This window comes from Aeromonas sp. sia0103, from assembly GCF_963895295.1.
GTDB lineage: Bacteria > Pseudomonadota > Gammaproteobacteria > Enterobacterales > Aeromonadaceae > Aeromonas > Aeromonas encheleia.
On record NZ_CAWQKG010000061.1, the window covers coordinates 111,050 to 128,361 of the forward strand.

Below are 17,312 nucleotides of genomic sequence, written 5' to 3' on the forward strand. Positions count from 1 at the left end.
CAGGATGAATTCCTGCTTGATATACTTGTTTGCGACCGACAGATCAAACCCAGAATCGGAAAAGTGACTTTCCGCGGCAGGAATACATGGATTCAGAACAACCACTACACCTGATAGAACAACTCGTCCCCCTGCTCAGAGAAAAGGACTTCGATGAGCTCTTCACCCGCCTGACCCAGAACGAAAACACCAACAGCCGTTTCCTGCTCAAGATGGAGATCAAGCGCAAGTGCACCCCCTGCCGGCGGGTGATCGACATGCGCAATGAGCTGAGCGAACTCTGTGTGGTGTACGAGTTCGAGGGGGTCACCCACTTCATGCCTGCCGAGGCCATCGAGCTGTTTCAGTCCCAGTGCTACCTCTACCGCGACAGCTATACCCTGGGGGTCTACGAGACACTGCACGACTGGTACAAGCATCATCAGGGCAAGGGCGAGAGCCTCGCCCTGCCCGCCAGCCCGTTCAGTCCCTTCGATGTCAGCGCCATCCCCTTTGCCAGCCACTACGGCCGACAGGAGGAGCGGATGCATTTCAGCTCCCCCATGCAGCTCAGGTTGGCCGACGGAGAGAAGCTGCTCGCCAAGAGCTCGGACATCTCGCTCGGCGGGATACGGGTCTCGGTGCCCTATCTGCCCAGCTACCAGACCGGCGAACAGATCGAGGTCCTCTTCACCGGCCTGGAGCGCGAGCATGCCAACCCCATGCTGCGCCAGCCCATCAGCTACCAGATCCTAGGGGAGGAGCGCAAGGAGGGCAAGTTCTGGCTGCGACTGGTGAAGAGCGGCGAGCACCCCGCCTTTGACCGCTTCCTCGGCGAGTTCATCGAGCATAACCGCAGCCGTTACCGGGTCAGCGTCGACTACCTGCTGTCGGCTGCCGTCATCAAGGGGTATGAGCAGTTCTACCTGCCACGCATGACCGGCATGCCGCTCTTCTTCGGCACGGGACAGAGCCACGCCCTGGAGATAGCCCTGCGCACCGAGAACAACCAGCACGTGCTCGAGTACTGGCGGGATGCCAAGAACCGCGACATGCTCGCCAGCCTGTTCGGCGCGACCCGCATGCAAGCGCTGTTGCCGGCCAAAGGGGAGCTGCGCGAGACCCTGATCTACAGCTTCACTCATTCGGTCCGCAGCCACCTCTACTTCTTCTCGGCCACCCGGGAGGAGCTGCTGCAAAGCGGCCTGACCGCCCTGTTCTTCCAGGTTGGGGCACGTCGCCCGAGCTGGCGCGTCTACAAGTTCAGTCTGGAGGCGTGTGCCCTGCACGAGGCCGACCTCGACAACCAGCAGGCCGGGGAGCCGCATCAGTTGCAAGACCTGCTGCTGCGCGAGCGGCTCCAGCAGATCGGCCATGTTGGCCTGCTGCAGGAGATCGGGCTCGACCAGCAGCGCGAAGAGTTTCGCTACGACGCCAGCCAATCCCACAACGCTAACGATCTGCAGCGCTTCGGTCACGACGTCAGCGCCGCGCCCTTCGAGATAGAGACGCTGCACTACGTACAGCTGCGCAAGGAGGCACGCTACGTCCACAAGACGGCGATCGTGATCCGCCACCAGGAGCGAGCCTGGATTGGCTGGACCCGCGACATCTCGGCCCATGGCATGCAAGTCGAGCTGGAAGCGCCCTTCGTCGGGGAGAAGGGGGATATCATCCAGGTCGCCCTGCCGCGGCTGCAGGATCTGGCCAAGAGCATGGATCTGCAGCGCCTACCCTACCGGCTGGTCAGCCTCAATTTGAGCCGTACCGTGCTGCACCTTTGCATCGAGGGGGAGCCGGCGCGCCACATTGGCCATCACTTCTTCAGCCTGCTTATCGAGAGCAACCAGAACAAACTCAAGGCCACCAGGGAGCACAGGCGCTACCGCGGCATGGCGCGGGCGCTGCGCAATATCTTCACCCACCACATCTTCGACACGCCGGTCTATATCAATAAGCTCAAGGGCACGCCCAGGCCGGCGGCGGTGGGCCTGGCGCCCCGGCCACGCAGCCTGTCCAGGCTGTTGCACGCCTGCGCCGAGCAAGACGAGCAGGCCAACCTCTATCCCCTGTTTCAGGGGGGGCTGCTCAAGACCCTGCTGCTCGAGCCGTTGCGCGCCATCGAGCGGGAAGACAAGCCAAAGGAGGCGGAGGTCTACATCGCCTGCCTGCGTTCACAGGGGGGGGCCCCCCTGTTCCGTAGCCGGCTGGCCAACAGCTTCCCGTCGGTGGAGGAGAAGCGCCGCTTCGTCGAGTTGGCGCTGCAGCAGGGGGAATTCTATTCGGTGCTGGTCGGCATCTCCCGCACCGGCCGCCCGGACACCAGCTTCATCGCCAACGAACTGGACTACATCGCCAAGTTCGCCATTCACAAGGCCAAGAAGCTGGAAGAGGAGTTGTGGAGCGTGATGGGGGTGGGCGAGCTGACCGATACCAGTCAGGCCACCCTGTTCCGGCTTGGCATCACGCCGCCGGCGGGATGAGAAAAGGGCGGCCCCAGAGGGCCGCCCTTTTTGTTCCTGTCCCGTCTCAGGCCGCCTGCGGGTTGCTCAGCCAGGCGAGGATCTGTGGGAAGTGATCCTCCTGTGCCTGAGGGGCCGTCAGCATGTTGATGTGGTCATAATCGAGCCGGTTGCCATTGTCCAGGCCGAGGCGGGTGTGACGGGTAGCCGAGCCCATCTCGGTGCTGAAACGGCGCACATCTATCGGGTGACCCAACACCTTGTCGGCCCGGGCCGAGATCATCCAGAGCGGTGGCCACTGCACCCGGCTCGCCGCCTCGTCATAGGCGAAGCCATCGTGGGGATCCTGCCAGGGCCCGCACTTCACCCAGGGGATAGTCTCCTGCAGGTAGCGCAGGGGCTCGTCATCCGCCCCCATCTTCAGCTTGCGCGCCGCCAGGAAGCCGGTGTTACGCGCCAGCCACGGAGCCAGCCTGTTCCAGATCAGATCCACCTTCAGCCAGCGCTCCGGATTTTGCACCGACACGCCCCGCTTGGTGCCAAAGAACACCAGGCTGGCGATCTGATCGGCCAGCGCCGGGAAGCGCGCCAGAGTCGAGGCCATGAGGACTCCGCCCCAGGAGTGCGCCATCCAGTGCACCCTGGCACCGGCATGACGGGCCGCTACCCAGTGCTGCAGCGCGGGCAGATCCTCGGTGATCAATTCATGCTGACCATGCCCTGCCTGCTCGGCGATGGCCGGGGTACTCAGGCCCCGGCCGCGCAGATCGGCCACATAGACCTGATAACCGTGCCTGGCCAGGAAACAGGCCAGCCCCTTGCCCGATTCGGTGTAGAAGATGCGGCCGTTCTCGATGGCGCCGTGCACCATCAGGATGGGCTCGGCATGCACCGCCACGCCCGGTTGAATGTGGCGCACATGCAACCGATGCTCGCCGCAGGGGATAAACAGGGATTGTTGTAACAGTTCCATCTTGTTGTCAGGTCCTCCTTGACCCTGGTTCAATTCCAGCGGCGCTCGCGACAGGCGATGGCCCCGAGCAGGCAGAGCACCCCTTCCAGATCATGATGATTGAGGGTGGCGGCCGCCTGGGCCCGCACCAGTGGTTTGGCGTGGATGGCGATGCCGAGTCCGGCGACGGCCATCATCTTGAGATCGTTGGCCCCGTCGCCGACGGCCACCGTCTGGGCCGGCCGGATGCCATGTTCTGTCGCCAGCCGTTGCAACACCTCGGCCTTGACGGCGGCATCCACGATGCGACCACTCACCCGCCCGGTCAGACGCTCATCCTCGGTGGCCAGCTCGTTGGCGAAGATGGCATCCAGTCCCAGTGCCTGCTGCAATTCGCCGGCGAAGCGGGTGAAACCGCCGGAGGCGATCGCCACCTTCCAGCCCGCCTGCTTGAGGGTGTCGACCATCAGCTGCAGGCCCGGCATCCAGGGCATAGCCGCGGCCACCTCATCGAGAATGGCGACCGGGGCACCCTCCAGCAGGGCAACCCGGCTGCGCAGGCTGTCGGCAAACTCCAGCTTGCCCTGCATGGCTGCCGCGGTCACGGCGGAGACCTGTTCTCCCACCCCGGCCAGGCGGGCGATCTCGTCGATGCACTCGATCCGGATGGCGGTGGAGTCCATGTCCATCACCAGCAGACCCGGCTCGCTCAGGGTGGGCAACGCGGGCAGATGGCAGAGATCGATGTCCCACTCCTGCGCCTTGAGGGCCTGTACCAGCTCGGGGGAGAAACGGTCCGTACCGAGCAGCAGCAAGGGGATGCCGGCCTGTTCCCCGGCGGGATAGAGGCTAGCCTCTATCCCCTTGTCCGCCAGCAATGTGGCCAGGCGACTCAGATGGCGGGGCCCGAGATCCTGGCCAAACAGGACTATCCAGGCGCCATCATGGGAGCGGGTCGCGGGCAGCAGGGCTTCGGCGGTCAGCTGCCAGCATGGGGCGCCACACAGAGCGACGGGCCAATCGGACAGGGCGGGGGGAAGCTGGGACAACAACATAGGGGTGACGCCTTCCTTGGAGATCAGGGGGTTTAGGGTGCAGGCCCAGAGTAGCGTATTGCTTTTTGTACAGGCAAGCGCCAAGATCCGGCCACTGCTCATCACCACGAGGCTCAGCGCTTTGCGTCATCTCCCCATCAAGCGTGTTATCAGCCTGGCGGCCGGGAGCCTGCTCGGCCTCTGGGTGCTGGGCCTGCTTATTCACATGCAGGGGGAGAGCCAGGCTGCGCTGCACAGCGAGGCCCGTGATCGGGCCCAGGCCCTGGTGGCCTACGCCGCCCGCGACATGAAACGCTGGATCAAGGAGGACAAGGAGAGCGAGCTGGAACGACTGGCTCAGGATCTGGCCGCCGAGCCCGAGATCCTCGATGTCACCCTCTATGATGCCCGCGGCATTCCCCTCGCCCAGTCGGATCAGGCCGTGCCACTGGAGAGCCTGTTGCCCATCGGGGCCGACAACAAGTCACTGCCGGAGCAGGGCAAGGGCCGCATCCAGTTCGTGCAGGAGATCCAGGATGACAACCTGACCCTCGGTTACCTGCGCATCACGCTGGAGGAGCAGAAGCTCCTGGCCCAACAGGATATCCGCCTCAAGGTGAGCCAGGAGAAACAGCGCCTGATGCTGCTGGTGATGCTGCTGGCGGGTCTGCTCATCTCTTATGGGGTGCGCCGCAACTACATGCGGGTGCGCAAGCACAAGAAGAAGAGCGCCCAGACGGCGGCGCCCAACGAGCACGCCCCGCCGCCCGGGATCGAATAGCGTTAGTCCGAGACGACTTCACAGGATCCATCCCAGCCTCGATACGCAGCACCGTACGCATCCTCTTTCTTGCCGTTCACCGTGACGGTCTTCTGGAACTCACGGCAGTAACGGCCATTGTTGCTTGACCACGACACTTTTCTGTTGGCCGACGACGGGACCGGCTGGCCTAAACGCCAGAGCGCAACGCGGGGCCGACTGGCCCCGCATCACCTCATGTGATCTCAATAACGCCGCTCTCGGCCCATGCTATTTGCCAAGATCCGAGGGTAGGTAAAGAGCCCTAATCGCCCTCTTTGCTAACCACCAGCGACCAGCTCTTATCGGGATCGAACAGCTGGATCGCCTCAACGGCAGTTGCCGTGTCGGCCCCTTGATCCTTTTGATAAACCCGCCCCTCGTGATTCACCATGAAGGTCATCACCCCACTGTTGGCATAATCGGCTGGCCAAGCGATCAGGGCGACACCGTCTCTTAATTGCCCTTCGACAAAGTACTCTTTCCCCCCCCCATTGGCAGCGGCTCCCTGGGCATACAAGATACGGTAGTAGTAGCCATGATAGGGTGTGCGTTGATCGACCACGGCCTTGTAGCCCTCTGCCGCGGCGCTGACGACCTCCTCTCCGGCCGGGCTTGCTGGTTCACCCTTGCTCACAGGCCAATAGAGTCCATTTTGTTGTCCTGCATCACTACGTAGTTTTGCCGCAAAGAGTCCCGCTGTTTGGCCATCATGCCCCACGGAGGCGTACTCTATCTGTGCGTCGATAAAGCCACGGCACACCGCAATCGCCCCCAACTCATTCCGACCGATGCGGCGATAGACGATCTCTTTGGCACCTGTGGCGCCATCGAGATACCACTTGCCATTTGCGGCCACGAGGGGGATTGGCAGTGGCCAATCCGACTCCCCCACGACCAGTATCATTTTATCCTTACCTTCGGCCACCAGTTGGTGCTTGCTCTTGAAGCTCGCGACGAAGGCGGCGCGATCATTGGCATCGGCCACTTCATCCCCCGAGGTGATGGCCTCCTCACTATTTTCGCCAAGTAACAGCGTCAGTGCGGTGACATCGTTCCGCTCCAAGACCGTGATCAGGGCCTGCACCGCCTCATCCGGGGTGGCGAAGGTGCGCTGTGCCATGGCGCTTGCGTCGCTGGCGCAGGTCAGGGCTAACAGGGCCAAACCCCATGAGGGGGCCCAACTCCATTTCAACAAACGCTTCATTATCGCGTACTCCGTCTGGGTTGAGTGGTGCGCCCGGTACGCGCGCTACTAGCCACACTTTCGCGCCCACGTTGGCTGGCGGCGCGCTCGGTTCTGCCCGTATTCTGTACCCCTTGGAAGGCACTCTTTGAGGCAGTAGGTGCTCTGCGTGTTGCCGTCTGTGCTGCGCTCTTGCTGTGAGTGGCGCGTGGTTGGACATAGCCGCGATCACGCGCTCCAGCGGTCTGTGGCGTGATTTGCTGCCGCTTGACCTTGTCTCCTGCGTAGTTGCCCTGGCGCGGCGTGCGTTGGGCCACATTCGCCTCCCTGCTCACCTGTCTAGCGTCGCGTGTCGCGTTGGCAGTTTCGCTTTTGGGTTGGCGGTTGGCTCCCGCATAGCTCCCCTTCGGCGTGGTTGCGCGCGCCTCCCTGTTCACCTCATTGACAGTGCGTTGTGCGCCGGCGTATTCGCTGTTAGGTTGGCGATTGGCCCCCGCATAACTCCCTTTCGGTGTGGCATCTCGTTGGCGCCCCCCTGTCTCGTTATTTCGCGAGCGTTGTTCCAAGTTAGCCAGCTCAGAACGCTGGGGGCGAGCCGCCGTGATGGGGCTGTCGGCTTGGCGCATGTAGTTATTGGGACCGCGCTCAAACTTATTGAAGTAATCATCCCCCTTGGCGTTGATATAGATATTGTTGTTAGAGCCCCGCTGATAGTTGGCCGGACGGTTGTACCCATTGGCGGGACGAAAACCATTGCCATAGTTGGGGTTATAACGATAGGGAGCGTAACCGCCGGGATAATCGGATCCCCACCGCGGGTAATAATAATCACCCTCATCATCATCGTCGTTGAAGACCTCGTTGACCAACATGCCCGCACCAAAGGCGAGCAAGCCCGTCAAGACCATATCATCGCGGTCGTATTCATCCTCGTTATCGTTGTCGTTATCATCATTTTCTACCACTGTCGTGGTCGTTGTCGCAGGCGCGGTCGTTGTCGTGGTTCCTGTGGTCACCGCTGCTGGGGCTGGCCCGGCAGCTGGCGCGCTATAGACGGCGGTTGGGTCGTATTGCGGGACGTAAACGACGTCAGGGTTGGCCGGTGCAATGGTGACGATCTGCTGATTGTTCTGTTCATCCTTGGCCACTTTCATCTGCTCTGAGTCTTTCAGGTTGCCCACCTCCATCGCCTGTTGGCGCAGGCGCTGAACGGCTGCCAGTACGCCAGGTTCATCGGCCAGGAAGGCACTGCCCAGCTCGGTCGTCCACTCCATCTTCAAGCACATCATGTCCATGACGGTTGGGAAGTGCATCAGCGACATGGTTGGCGGCGTAAAGCCCAGCGGCGCAATTGCGGCGGTCAGCTCTTTCCCTTTGAGATTGGGGTGGGCGACTAGCCAGTTGCCGGCATCGAGCACCTCTTGCGGATTGGTTGCGCTGGCCAACACCTGAGCCAATACCGCATCAGGGTAAAGCGCTACGGGTGCAAGCAGGGTCTCGAGAGCCTCTGGGGTATATTTCGATGCTTGTGTGTTAATAGGCTGCCCTTGAGGTGCGACCGCAGCGCTGGCAGCACTAGCAACGCTGGCAGCACTGGCAGCACTGGCAACGCTGGCAGCACTGGCAGCACTGGCAACGCTGGCAGCCACGTTGGGCTGAACACTTTGCGTGACGGCAGGTGGCTCCTCTTTGCAGGCAGCCAATACCGTGCTGAGGGCGAGCACGGCCGCCAACGCGCTACGGCGAAATAGGGGTTGCTTCATGATCTTGCTTCCTTTTGCTGGAGTGGCTGATGCACCTCTTGCCTGATGATTTCCACAAATGTTGTATCTCATTGCATTCAATGCGGGCGTCTCATACCGAAAACATAAACCACTAATCGAGATCACACCCAAAACCGGCTGAAAAGGCGTGAAAAATTCATTTGCTTCTGTCTCAAGCTACGCCTGAACACCTTAGGGGCTGTCGTCATTAGCTGGTTGAATTGCGTACAACCCCACCCTCTTAACAGCTGCATCCAGATGACTATTCCTGCTCATCGCCGCCACTATATCTCCGACCATGCATGGACTCTGCTTGGCTGGGCAAAAAGGGGGCTGAACAGCAAGATCCATTTGGCAGTGGATGCGCATGGAATGCCAAGATGCATCGTCACCTCTGGAACGACAGCAGATTGTACCCAGGCGTCGGCCTTGATTGAGGGCCTGAAAGCCGCGTATTTGCTGGCTGACCGGAGTGATGACACCAATGCCCTGATAGCGCAGGCCGCGTCTCGGAGAATGGTGGTGGTGATCCCGTCCAAGCGTAATAGTAAGGAACAGCGGGAGCACGACAGGGAGATTTATAAGGCAAGGCATAGAGTGGAAAAGGTCTTTCTGCACCTGAAGCAATGGCGAGGCATTGCCACGAGGTATGCGAAGAACGCGGCCTCATTTGTGGCAATTGTGCAGCTTAGTTGCGCACCGTTATGGTCTGTCATCTTATGACGACAGCCTCTAGGTTGTGATGCTGTTTGTTGCGGCGCCCTCCTGCCATCCGCCTCCAACAGCTCCTGCCAGGCCATCAGCACGGCCAGCACGGCCAGCACGAGGGAAAGTATTGCCTTAATGAGGAGATTCACTCTTTTCATAACCTGAACCTCTATATGGGGTTAGGTGAGAGCATAGGTGGCGATCTGGCGCTCCTCTTCCCATCGTCGTTCGACATGATCATCGTCTCGCCAACGCCCCCGCCGTGGACAAAAAACGGGGAAACGGCCGACCGTAGGCCATAAAAAAACGGCGACCCGAGGTCGCCGTTTTGTCTGGAGCCGAAGCGCGGGATCAGTCACCCAGCAGCACGGAGTCCAGCGCGATTTCGATCATGTCGTTGAAGGTCAGCTGACGCTCTTCGGAGGTAGTCTGCTCACCGGTACGGATATGGTCGGAAACGGTGCAGATGGTCAGTGCCTTGGCACCGTACTCTGCGGCCACGCCGTAGATACCGGCGGCTTCCATCTCGACACCCAGGATGCCGTATTTTTCCATGACGTCGAACATGGAGGGATCCGGGGTGTAGAACAGGTCGGCGGAGAAGATGTTGCCCACTCGCACGGCGACGCCCTTGTTCTTGGCGGCTTGCACGGCATTGGCAACCAGATCGAAGTCGGCGATGGCGGCGAAGTCGTGATCCTTGAAGCGCAGACGGTTGACCTTGGAATCGGTGCAGGCACCCATGCCGATCACCACGTCACGCAGTTTCACGTCTTCACGCACGGCACCGCAGGAGCCCACGCGGATCAGGGTCTTCACACCGTAGTCGGTGATCAGCTCTTTGGCGTAGATGGAGCAGGATGGGATGCCCATGCCGTGGCCCATGACGGAGATGCGACGGCCCTTGTAGGTACCGGTGAAGCCGAGCATGCTGCGCACGTCACACACCTGCTCGACGTTCTCCAAGAAGGTTTCGGCGATGTACTTGGCACGCAGGGGGTCGCCCGGCATCAGCACTGTGTCAGCAAAGGCGCCATCTTTTGCATTGATATGAGGAGTTGCCATTCTCTTAATTCCTTCACACTAGGTTGAGTTTTATTGTCTTTATTGGGTTGCCCGTCGCCTTGGCGACGGGCGGGTAAATTACAAGAAGCGAGTACCGCTGTGCAACCTGGGCAGGCCCTGCATCCACGATGCGCTGCCCAGGATCGGCATCACAGGAAGCTGGTGCCGTACTGCAACTTGGGCAGACCGTGGTAGGCCGCGATGCTCTGACCGATGTCGGCAAAGGTCTCGCGACGACCGACACTGCCCGCCTTGACCGGCTTGCCGTAGAACAGCACCGGAATGTACTCACGGGTGTGATCGGTACCGTTCCAGGTCGGGTCGCAGCCGTGGTCGGCGGTCAGCACCACAACGTCGCCATCCTGCAGTATCTCGAACAGCTCCGGCAGACGGGAGTCGAAATACTCCAGCGCATCGGCGTAGCCCTTGACGTCACGACGGTGGCCGTAGGAGGAGTCGAAGTCGACGAAGTTGGTGAAGACGATGGTGTTGTCACCGGCGGCCTTCACCTCTTCCAAGGTTCTGTCCCACAGCTCGGTCAGGCCGGTGCCTTTCACCTGCTTGGTGATGCCCTGGTTGGCATAGATGTCGGCGATCTTGCCGATGGAGACCACCTGGCCACCCGCCTCTTTCATGTAGTCCAGCACGGTCGGCGCCGGCGGCAGCACGGAGTAGTCGTGACGGTTACCGGTACGCTTGAAGTTGCCCTTGCCACTGCCCACGAACGGACGGGCGATGACGCGGCCTATGTTGTAGGGCTCCAGCAGCTCGCGCACTATGTGGCACAGCTCATAGAGCTTCTCGAGGCCGTAGGTCTCTTCGTGGCAGGCGATCTGGAACACGGAGTCGGCAGAGGTGTAGAGGATCGGCTTGCCGGTACGCATATGCTCCTCGCCCAGATCGTCCAGCACCTGGGTGCCGGAGGCGTGGCAGTTGCCCAGGTAGCCCGGCAGGCCCGCCTTCTCGACGATGGCGTCCAACAGCGCCTGCGGGAAGCTGTTGTGGTGATCGTGGAAGTAACCCCACTCGAACAGCACGGGCACGCCGGCAATCTCCCAGTGGCCGGACGGAGTGTCCTTGCCGGAGGAGAGCTCCTGGGCGAAGCCATAGGCACCGACCACCTCGATATCTTTCTGCAAGCCGGCCGGGAAGTAGCCGGAAGCCTGCTCCCCTGCGTGGCCCAGACCCAGCTTGTTGAGGTTCGGCAGATGGAGGGCGCCACGGCCTTCGATCTCACCGGCGGCGCAGGCCTTGGCGATATGGCCAAGGGTGTTGGCGCCCACATCTCCGAACTTCTCGGCATCGGCGGCGGCGCCAATACCGAAGGAGTCCATCATCAGAATAAAGGTACGTTTCATGGGTCTTCCCCTTGTTACAAATCGGCCAGACCGATGCGACGGTAAACCTCGGGCAGTGCCTCTGGTCGGGTGTCACCGATCTTGACGGCTGCCTGCACCATGCGGGCGGCCTCGGCAAATTGAGCTTCTGTCTGAGCGTGGATCAGCGCGAGCGGCTTGTCAGCCTCGACGCTCTGCCCCAGGCGGATAAAGTCGGTCAGACCGACCGCATAATCGAGATTGTCCCCGGCGGCACGGCGACCACCACCCATGGCGACCACGGCCAGGCCCAGTTCGCGGGTATCCATGGCGGTCACGAAACCGGTCTGCGCCGCATACACGGGGCGCACTATGCCGGCCTTGGGCAGGTAGCTGTCGTAACGCTCCATGAAGTCCGCAGGGCCACCGAGGCCGGTGACCATGCGACCGAAGATCTCGGCGGCCTTGCCGTTGTCCAGCACCGCCTGCAGCTTGGCACGGGCGTCGTGTTCATCGCTCGCCAGGTTGGCGGAGATCAGCATCTCGGCACAGAGCGCCATGGTCACTTCGTGGATGCGCGGGTTGCGATACTCACCGGTCAGGTAGCGCACCGCCTCACGTACTTCCACCCCATTGCCGGCGCTGGAGGCCAGCACCTGGTTCATGTCGGTCAGGAGCGCCGAGGTGCGGCAACCGGCACCGTTGGCCACCGCCACTATGCTTTTTGCCAGCTCCTCAGATGCCTCAAACGTCGGCATGAAGGCGCCTGAACCCACCTTGACGTCCATCACCAAGGCTTCCAGCCCGGAGGCGAGCTTCTTGGAGAGGATGGAGCCGGTGATCATGGCGATGGATTCGACGGTGGCGGTGATGTCACGCACCGCATAGATGCGCTTGTCGGCCGGGGCCAGATCGCCGGTCTGACCGATGATGGCCACGCCGGCTTCTTTCACCACTTTCAGGAAGCGATCGTTGTCGACCGAGGTCTGGTAGCCGGGGATGGCGTCCAGCTTGTCCAGGGTGCCGCCGGTGTGACCCAGGCCACGACCGGAGATCATCGGCACGAAGCCACCGCAGGCGGCGACCATGGGGCCGAGCATCAGGGAGACGACATCACCCACCCCACCGGTGGAGTGCTTGTCGACGATGGGGCCACCCAGGTTGAGGTGGTCCCAGTTCAGCACCATGCCGGAGTCGCGCATGGCACAGGTCAATGCCACCCGCTCATCCATGGTCATGTCTTTGAAGTAGACCGCCATGGCGAGTGCCGCGATCTGGCCTTCACCGATGCTGTTGTTGGTAATGCCCTGGACGAAGAATTGAATCTCTTGGGTACTGAGCGCTTCACCGTTGCGCTTCTTGCGAATAATTTCTTGAGGCAAAAACATCTTTCATTCCCTCCGCGCGTCATGCACGCATACAGGCCGAACAGGATTCCTTGAAAGGGGACGGCTCGCCGCCCCCTGACACCGCTTAGTAACCGCTGGTATTGGCCGGCTTGTCGCCGTGGCCCAGGGTCGCCAGCAGGCTGGCCAGCAGGCTGGAGGCGCCGAAGCGGAAGGTGCGCGGGGAAACCCAGTCTTTGCCCAGGATCTCTTCGGCCATGGCGAGGTACTGACCGGCCACGGCCGCGTCCTTCACGCCACCCGCCGGCTTGAAGCCGACTTTCGGGTTCTTGGCCTTGATCACTTCCATCATGATGCGCGCCGCTTCCGGGGTCGCATTGACCGGCACCTTGCCGGTGGAGGTCTTGATGAAGTCGGCACCGGCATCGATGCAGATCTCGGAGGCGCGACGGATCAGTGCGGCATCCTTCAGCTCGCCGGTCTCGATGATCACCTTCAGCAGTACGTCAGCGCCACAGGCTTCCTTACAAGCTTTGACCAGATCGGAGCCGACCTGTTCATTGCCCGCCATGAAGGCACGGTAGGGGAACACCACGTCCACCTCGTCGGCACCATAGGCGACGGCGGCACGGGTCTCGGCCACGGCGATCGCGATGTCGTCGTTGCCATGGGGGAAGTTGGTCACGGTCGCGATGCGCACATCGGCGGCGCCGATCTCACGCAGGGTCTTGCGCGCGATGGGGATGAAACGGGGATAGATGCAGACGGCGGCGGTCAGGCCGGCCGGGGACTTGGCCTTGCGGCACAGATCGATCACCTTCTGATCGGTGTCGTCATCGTTCAGGGTGGTCAGATCCATCAGGTTCAGGGCGCGTTGGGCGGCCAGTTTCAGATCAGTCATGCTATGTCTCCAAAGTCTCGATAAGTCCTGAATACCCGAGTCTGGCACTCGCCGTTCGAGATGAGATCGGCAAGAGAGCCCGGGTAAACGGGAGATGGAATTACAGCGCAAATGCACAGGCAATACGGCTGCAAATAAGGCAAGAGCCCTGTCACTTTCTTACAAAAGTGCGGACTTGGTTCCATGAAGACTTGAGAAAGGCCGACAACTGCTGACCCGACTTCCCAATCAATTCCATTTGACCGCCAACACCCGGCTTGTCCGGGTATTAGTCAATGCCAGCACCCTGCTGGCATCGCCTATTTCAGCCGAGATACCCCGTGTTTGCAAGCCGGATTTGCCAATTTCAGAGGTACCTCACATCTGACAAATCCGGTACTGGAAAGCGCTTAAGAGAAGAAGCGGGTCAGGATCCAGGAGTAGGCAATCCCCCCCAGATAGACCCCGACGATCCCCATCACCCCGGACAAGACGGGAGGTGCCGGGATCGGCAATTTGAGGAAAGAAAACAACAAGCCAACGATAAAGCCGGCTGCAATCGCCAGTAGCACTTCATTCATATAACCTCCGATTCGACTCAATTTTATTATTAGTTTAGAAAGGAAAACGGTTGTCACCGCTCCAAACGCGAACGCCACAGCTTTTCGCTGTGGCGTTCGTCTTTACCTGAGTGTCAGGCAAATATTACATGGCTGTCAGTGCCAGGAAGAAGCCTGCGATGGTGGCAGACATCAGGTTGGACAGAGAGCCGGCCAGTACGGCCTTCAGACCGAAGCGCGCTATGGTGCCGCGACGGTTCGGTGCCATGGAGCCCAGACCACCCAGCAGGATGGCAACGGAGGACAGGTTGGCGAAGCCGCACAGGGCGAAGGAGATGATGGCCTTGGTGTGGGCGGACATGGCCACGCCGTTGATCAGCACTTCATCTTTCAGGTAGGGGGCGAAGTTCAGGTAAGCCACGAACTCGTTCACCACCAGCTTCTGACCGATGAAGGAACCGGCCACCACGGCTTCGCTCCATGGCACACCGATGAGGAAGGCCAGCGGGGAGAACAACCAGCCCAGCAGCAGTTCCAGAGACAGTTGCGGGTAACCAAACCAGCCACCCACACCGGCGAAGATGCCGTTGATCATGGCGATGAGGCCGATGAACGCCAGCAGCATGGCACCCACGTTCAGGGCCAGTTGCAGACCGGCGGAGGCACCGGCGGCGGCGGCGTCGATCACGTTGGCAGGCTTGTCGTCCAGATCGCCGTCGGCGGAGTTCTCGTCATAGCTGGGGGTCTCGGTTTCCGGAACCAGCAGCTTGGCGAACAGCAGACCACCCGGGGCAGCCATGAAGGAGGCGGCGATCAGGTATTCCATCTTGACGCCCATGGAGGCATAACCGGCCAGCACGGAGCCGGCAACGGAGGCCAGACCACCACACATGACGGCGAACAGCTCGGAATCTGTCATCTTGGAGATGAAGGGACGCACCACCAACGGGGCTTCAGTCTGACCGACGAAGATGTTGGCGGTCGCAGACAGGGATTCGGTACGGGAAGTACCCAGTACTTTTTGCAGGCCACCACCCAGCAGCTTGATCACCCACTGCATGATGCCGAGGTAATAAAGAACCGCGATCAGGGAAGAGAAGAAGATGATGACGGGCAGGACGCGGAAGGCAAAGATAAAGCCGCCGCCGCCGAACACTTCAAACATCTTGTTGCTGACCAGACCACCGAACAGGAATTCGATACCGTTTTGGCCATAGCCGATGACGCTGGAAACGGCATCGGATACACCTACCAGAATGTCCCGGCCCACTGGGACGTACAGCACGAATGCACCCAGACCGGCTTGAATTGCAAAGGCACCACCCACGGTGCGGATTTTGATTGCCTTGCGATTGCTGGAAAACAGCACCGCGATAAGGATGAGCGTCGCCATCCCTACCAGACCCATTATTAGATTCATTATTAACACTTCCTCTTTAGTAGCACCTTCCAGCTTGTTAACGTTTTGTATCTTAAAGCCGTTAATCAAGGGTGCGCATTATACTAATTACGGTGCGACAAAGTAGAATGCTGGTCACATTTTATAAGTGTGAAACGCGTTAGACGTCGTTTAATTAGACCGCAAACGATTTTTATGCGCCCTATTTTTTATCACAGCGATATCAATAGTTAACTAAGCGTTAAATTCGTTCGGGTGAATGAGAATGTCTGCAAAGCGGATTCATGTAACACCGAAATAACATCCTCTAACGACTCTCCTCGCAGCTCGGCCAGGAGTTGCGCAATCAGCGGCAGGCTGGCGGGGGTATTGGGCCCCTCCTGTCCCTGCAGTGGCATGTCGGGGGAGTCCGTCTCCAGCAGCAACGCCTCCAGCGGCATATCGCGGATCGCTTCCCGGGTCTTGTTGGCTCGCTCATAGCTGATGACGCCCCCGATCCCCAGCCTGAAACCCAGTTGCCAGAAGGCGTTGGCCTGCTGCAGCGAGCCGCCGAAGGCGTGGATCACCCCGCCCCTAGCCGGCTTGAGCCGCCGCAACGTCTTGGCGACGGTGTCGTTGGCCCGTACCGAGTGGACGATGAGCGGCAACTCATGGCTCATGGCCAGCCTGATCTGCGCCTCGAACAGCTCGAGCTGCCCCTCCTGCGGCACATGGCTGCGCAAGTCCAGCCCGCACTCGCCGATGGCCACCAGCCCCTTGGGCCGGCTCGCCAGCAGACGCTCCAGCCGTGCCAGCACGCCCTCGGTCTGGGCCCCCACATACCAGGGATGGATGCCAAGACCATAGCGGATGCCTGGGTGGCGGTCGGCCAGCGCCATCACCCGAGTCCAGTTTTCTTCTCCCACTGCGGGGATGATATACTCCCCCACCCCCAGCTGACGCCACTGGGCCAGCAGTACCTCCCGATCGGGATCGAAGATCGGAAAGTCGAGATGGCAGTGGGTGTCGATCAGTTGCATATCACTCTTACCTGCTTGTCGTATCTGATGGGTCTATTCAATGCTAAAACGCGCTTCCCACGGCTTTACCCTGATAGAGCTGGTGCTGGTCATCATAGTGCTGGCCGTCCTGGCGGTGACCGCCATGCCCCGCTTCATCAACATCCAGGACGATGCGCTCAAGAGCAGCGTCTCCGCGACCGCCGGCGGCTTTGCCAGCGCCGTCCAGCTGGCCCATGCGGGCTGGGCCGTCAAGGTGAAGGGAGAGCCGCTGGCACTCTATAACTTTAGCGGCATGGGGCAGCAGGATCTCGACATCAACTCCCATGGCTGGCCGGTTGGCACCAAGGAGGATCAGGGCGGCCAGGGCCCCGATACCATCTTCCCGGGCGGTGACAGCGATCAGATCTCCGTCAGCAGCCGGGACGATTGCGAGAGCCTGTTCGGTGGCCTGCTCGATACCGATCAGACCGCGGCCGATGAGCTGCATACCGACGCCGACAGCGACTACATCTCGCAGCTCGTTCCGGCCGATGCACAGACCAACGGGCAGCTGCGCCACGACAACTGCCGCTACACCCTGCGCGACTCCATCGGCCGCTTCCCCGCCTATCCGGACGGGTTGGGATTTGAGTACAACAGCGTCAGCGGGGCCGTGGTCCGCAACTTCGATTGAGCGACGAGGGGTCCTCCTCCGATGCCTCGGGTTCCCGCTCATCATGACGCACCGGCGCGCAGCAGCGCCGGTTCTCAGGTACCAGCCCCCACTCCTGACACCAGGCATCGTAGCGAGCCAGCCAACGCAGCAACACACCTTTCATGATCCGCTCCTTGTTCCGATAAGGGCCTTATCATCGCCAGCACC

General features: G+C 60.8%; 14 protein-coding genes and 1 pseudogene. 4 read left to right on the forward strand and 11 right to left on the reverse strand.

The genetic code is table 11. The features are described from left to right. Positions 1 to 86: 86 nt before the first annotated feature. Positions 87 to 2,462, forward strand: coding sequence for a PilZ domain-containing protein (locus tag AACW18_RS19350; RefSeq protein WP_218389573.1), 2,376 nt, complete (start codon positions 87 to 89; stop codon positions 2,460 to 2,462). A 46-nt stretch (positions 2,463 to 2,508) separates the two neighbouring features. Here AACW18_RS19350 and AACW18_RS19355 read toward each other — a convergent pair whose 3' ends face one another. Both AACW18_RS19355 and serB read right to left on the reverse strand, forming a co-directional pair. Further along, positions 2,509 to 3,414: an alpha/beta fold hydrolase gene (locus AACW18_RS19355; protein WP_218389574.1), complete on the reverse strand. Its 906-nt coding sequence runs from the start codon at positions 3,412 to 3,414 to the stop codon at positions 2,509 to 2,511. 29 nt (positions 3,415 to 3,443) lie between these two features. Beyond that, positions 3,444 to 4,448 carry a phosphoserine phosphatase SerB gene (gene serB / locus AACW18_RS19360; protein WP_218389575.1) on the reverse strand — a complete coding sequence of 335 codons (1,005 nt, stop codon included), beginning with the start codon at positions 4,446 to 4,448 and terminating at the stop codon, positions 3,444 to 3,446. Positions 4,449 to 4,569: 121 nt separating this feature from the next. On the opposite strand from serB, the gene AACW18_RS19365 reads away from it, so the two are divergent. Beyond that, complete coding sequence (locus tag AACW18_RS19365; protein ID WP_042652072.1) at positions 4,570 to 5,208, forward strand: AhpA/YtjB family protein; 639 nt, start codon at positions 4,570 to 4,572, stop codon at positions 5,206 to 5,208. Between the two features lie 283 nt (positions 5,209 to 5,491). Here AACW18_RS19365 and AACW18_RS19370 read toward each other — a convergent pair whose 3' ends face one another. Together AACW18_RS19370 and AACW18_RS19375 are read right to left on the reverse strand one after the other, a co-directional pair. Then, entirely contained in the window at positions 5,492 to 6,433 is a 942-nt protein-coding gene (locus AACW18_RS19370; RefSeq protein ID WP_218389576.1) for a DUF2950 domain-containing protein, read from the reverse strand. After that, positions 6,433 to 8,175 carry a DUF3300 domain-containing protein gene (locus AACW18_RS19375; protein WP_218389577.1) on the reverse strand — a complete coding sequence of 581 codons (1,743 nt, stop codon included), beginning with the start codon at positions 8,173 to 8,175 and terminating at the stop codon, positions 6,433 to 6,435. Before AACW18_RS19375 ends, AACW18_RS19370 begins: the two co-directional genes overlap by 1 nt. Before the next feature lie 324 nt (positions 8,176 to 8,499). Between AACW18_RS19375 and AACW18_RS19380 the strand changes: the two are divergent. Then, a pseudogene (locus AACW18_RS19380) lies at positions 8,500 to 8,898 on the forward strand (IS5 family transposase); the annotation flags it as partial. Positions 8,899 to 9,234: 336 nt separating this feature from the next. On the opposite strand, the gene deoD reads toward AACW18_RS19380, so the two are convergent. The 7 genes from deoD to AACW18_RS19415 form a co-directional block, all read right to left on the reverse strand. Next, entirely contained in the window at positions 9,235 to 9,948 is a 714-nt protein-coding gene (deoD, locus tag AACW18_RS19385; RefSeq protein WP_042652069.1) for a purine-nucleoside phosphorylase, read from the reverse strand. 149 nt (positions 9,949 to 10,097) lie between these two features. Further along, positions 10,098 to 11,306 (reverse strand): phosphopentomutase, encoded by a 1,209-nt coding sequence (locus tag AACW18_RS19390; RefSeq protein WP_218389579.1) that lies wholly within the window; start codon positions 11,304 to 11,306, stop codon positions 10,098 to 10,100. Between the two features lie 14 nt (positions 11,307 to 11,320). Further along, positions 11,321 to 12,652, reverse strand: a complete 1,332-nt coding sequence (gene deoA, locus AACW18_RS19395; protein ID WP_218389580.1) for a thymidine phosphorylase — start codon at positions 12,650 to 12,652, stop codon at positions 11,321 to 11,323. A gap of 85 nt (positions 12,653 to 12,737) precedes the next feature. Next, on the reverse strand, positions 12,738 to 13,511 hold the full coding sequence (gene deoC, locus AACW18_RS19400; RefSeq protein ID WP_218389581.1) for a deoxyribose-phosphate aldolase: 774 nt from the start codon (positions 13,509 to 13,511) through the stop codon (positions 12,738 to 12,740). A gap of 389 nt (positions 13,512 to 13,900) precedes the next feature. After that, positions 13,901 to 14,071, reverse strand: coding sequence for a XapX domain-containing protein (locus AACW18_RS19405; RefSeq protein WP_042652065.1), 171 nt, complete (start codon positions 14,069 to 14,071; stop codon positions 13,901 to 13,903). A gap of 124 nt (positions 14,072 to 14,195) precedes the next feature. Then, entirely contained in the window at positions 14,196 to 15,470 is a 1,275-nt protein-coding gene (locus AACW18_RS19410) for a NupC/NupG family nucleoside CNT transporter (protein ID WP_042652064.1), read from the reverse strand. A gap of 209 nt (positions 15,471 to 15,679) precedes the next feature. Then, positions 15,680 to 16,468 carry a TatD family hydrolase gene (locus AACW18_RS19415; protein WP_218389582.1) on the reverse strand — a complete coding sequence of 263 codons (789 nt, stop codon included), beginning with the start codon at positions 16,466 to 16,468 and terminating at the stop codon, positions 15,680 to 15,682. Between the two features lie 40 nt (positions 16,469 to 16,508). On the opposite strand from AACW18_RS19415, the gene tppF reads away from it, so the two are divergent. Then, positions 16,509 to 17,123 (forward strand): type IVa pilus pseudopilin TppF, encoded by a 615-nt coding sequence (gene tppF, locus AACW18_RS19420; RefSeq protein ID WP_218389583.1) that lies wholly within the window; start codon positions 16,509 to 16,511, stop codon positions 17,121 to 17,123. Positions 17,124 to 17,312: the final 189 nt, after the last annotated feature.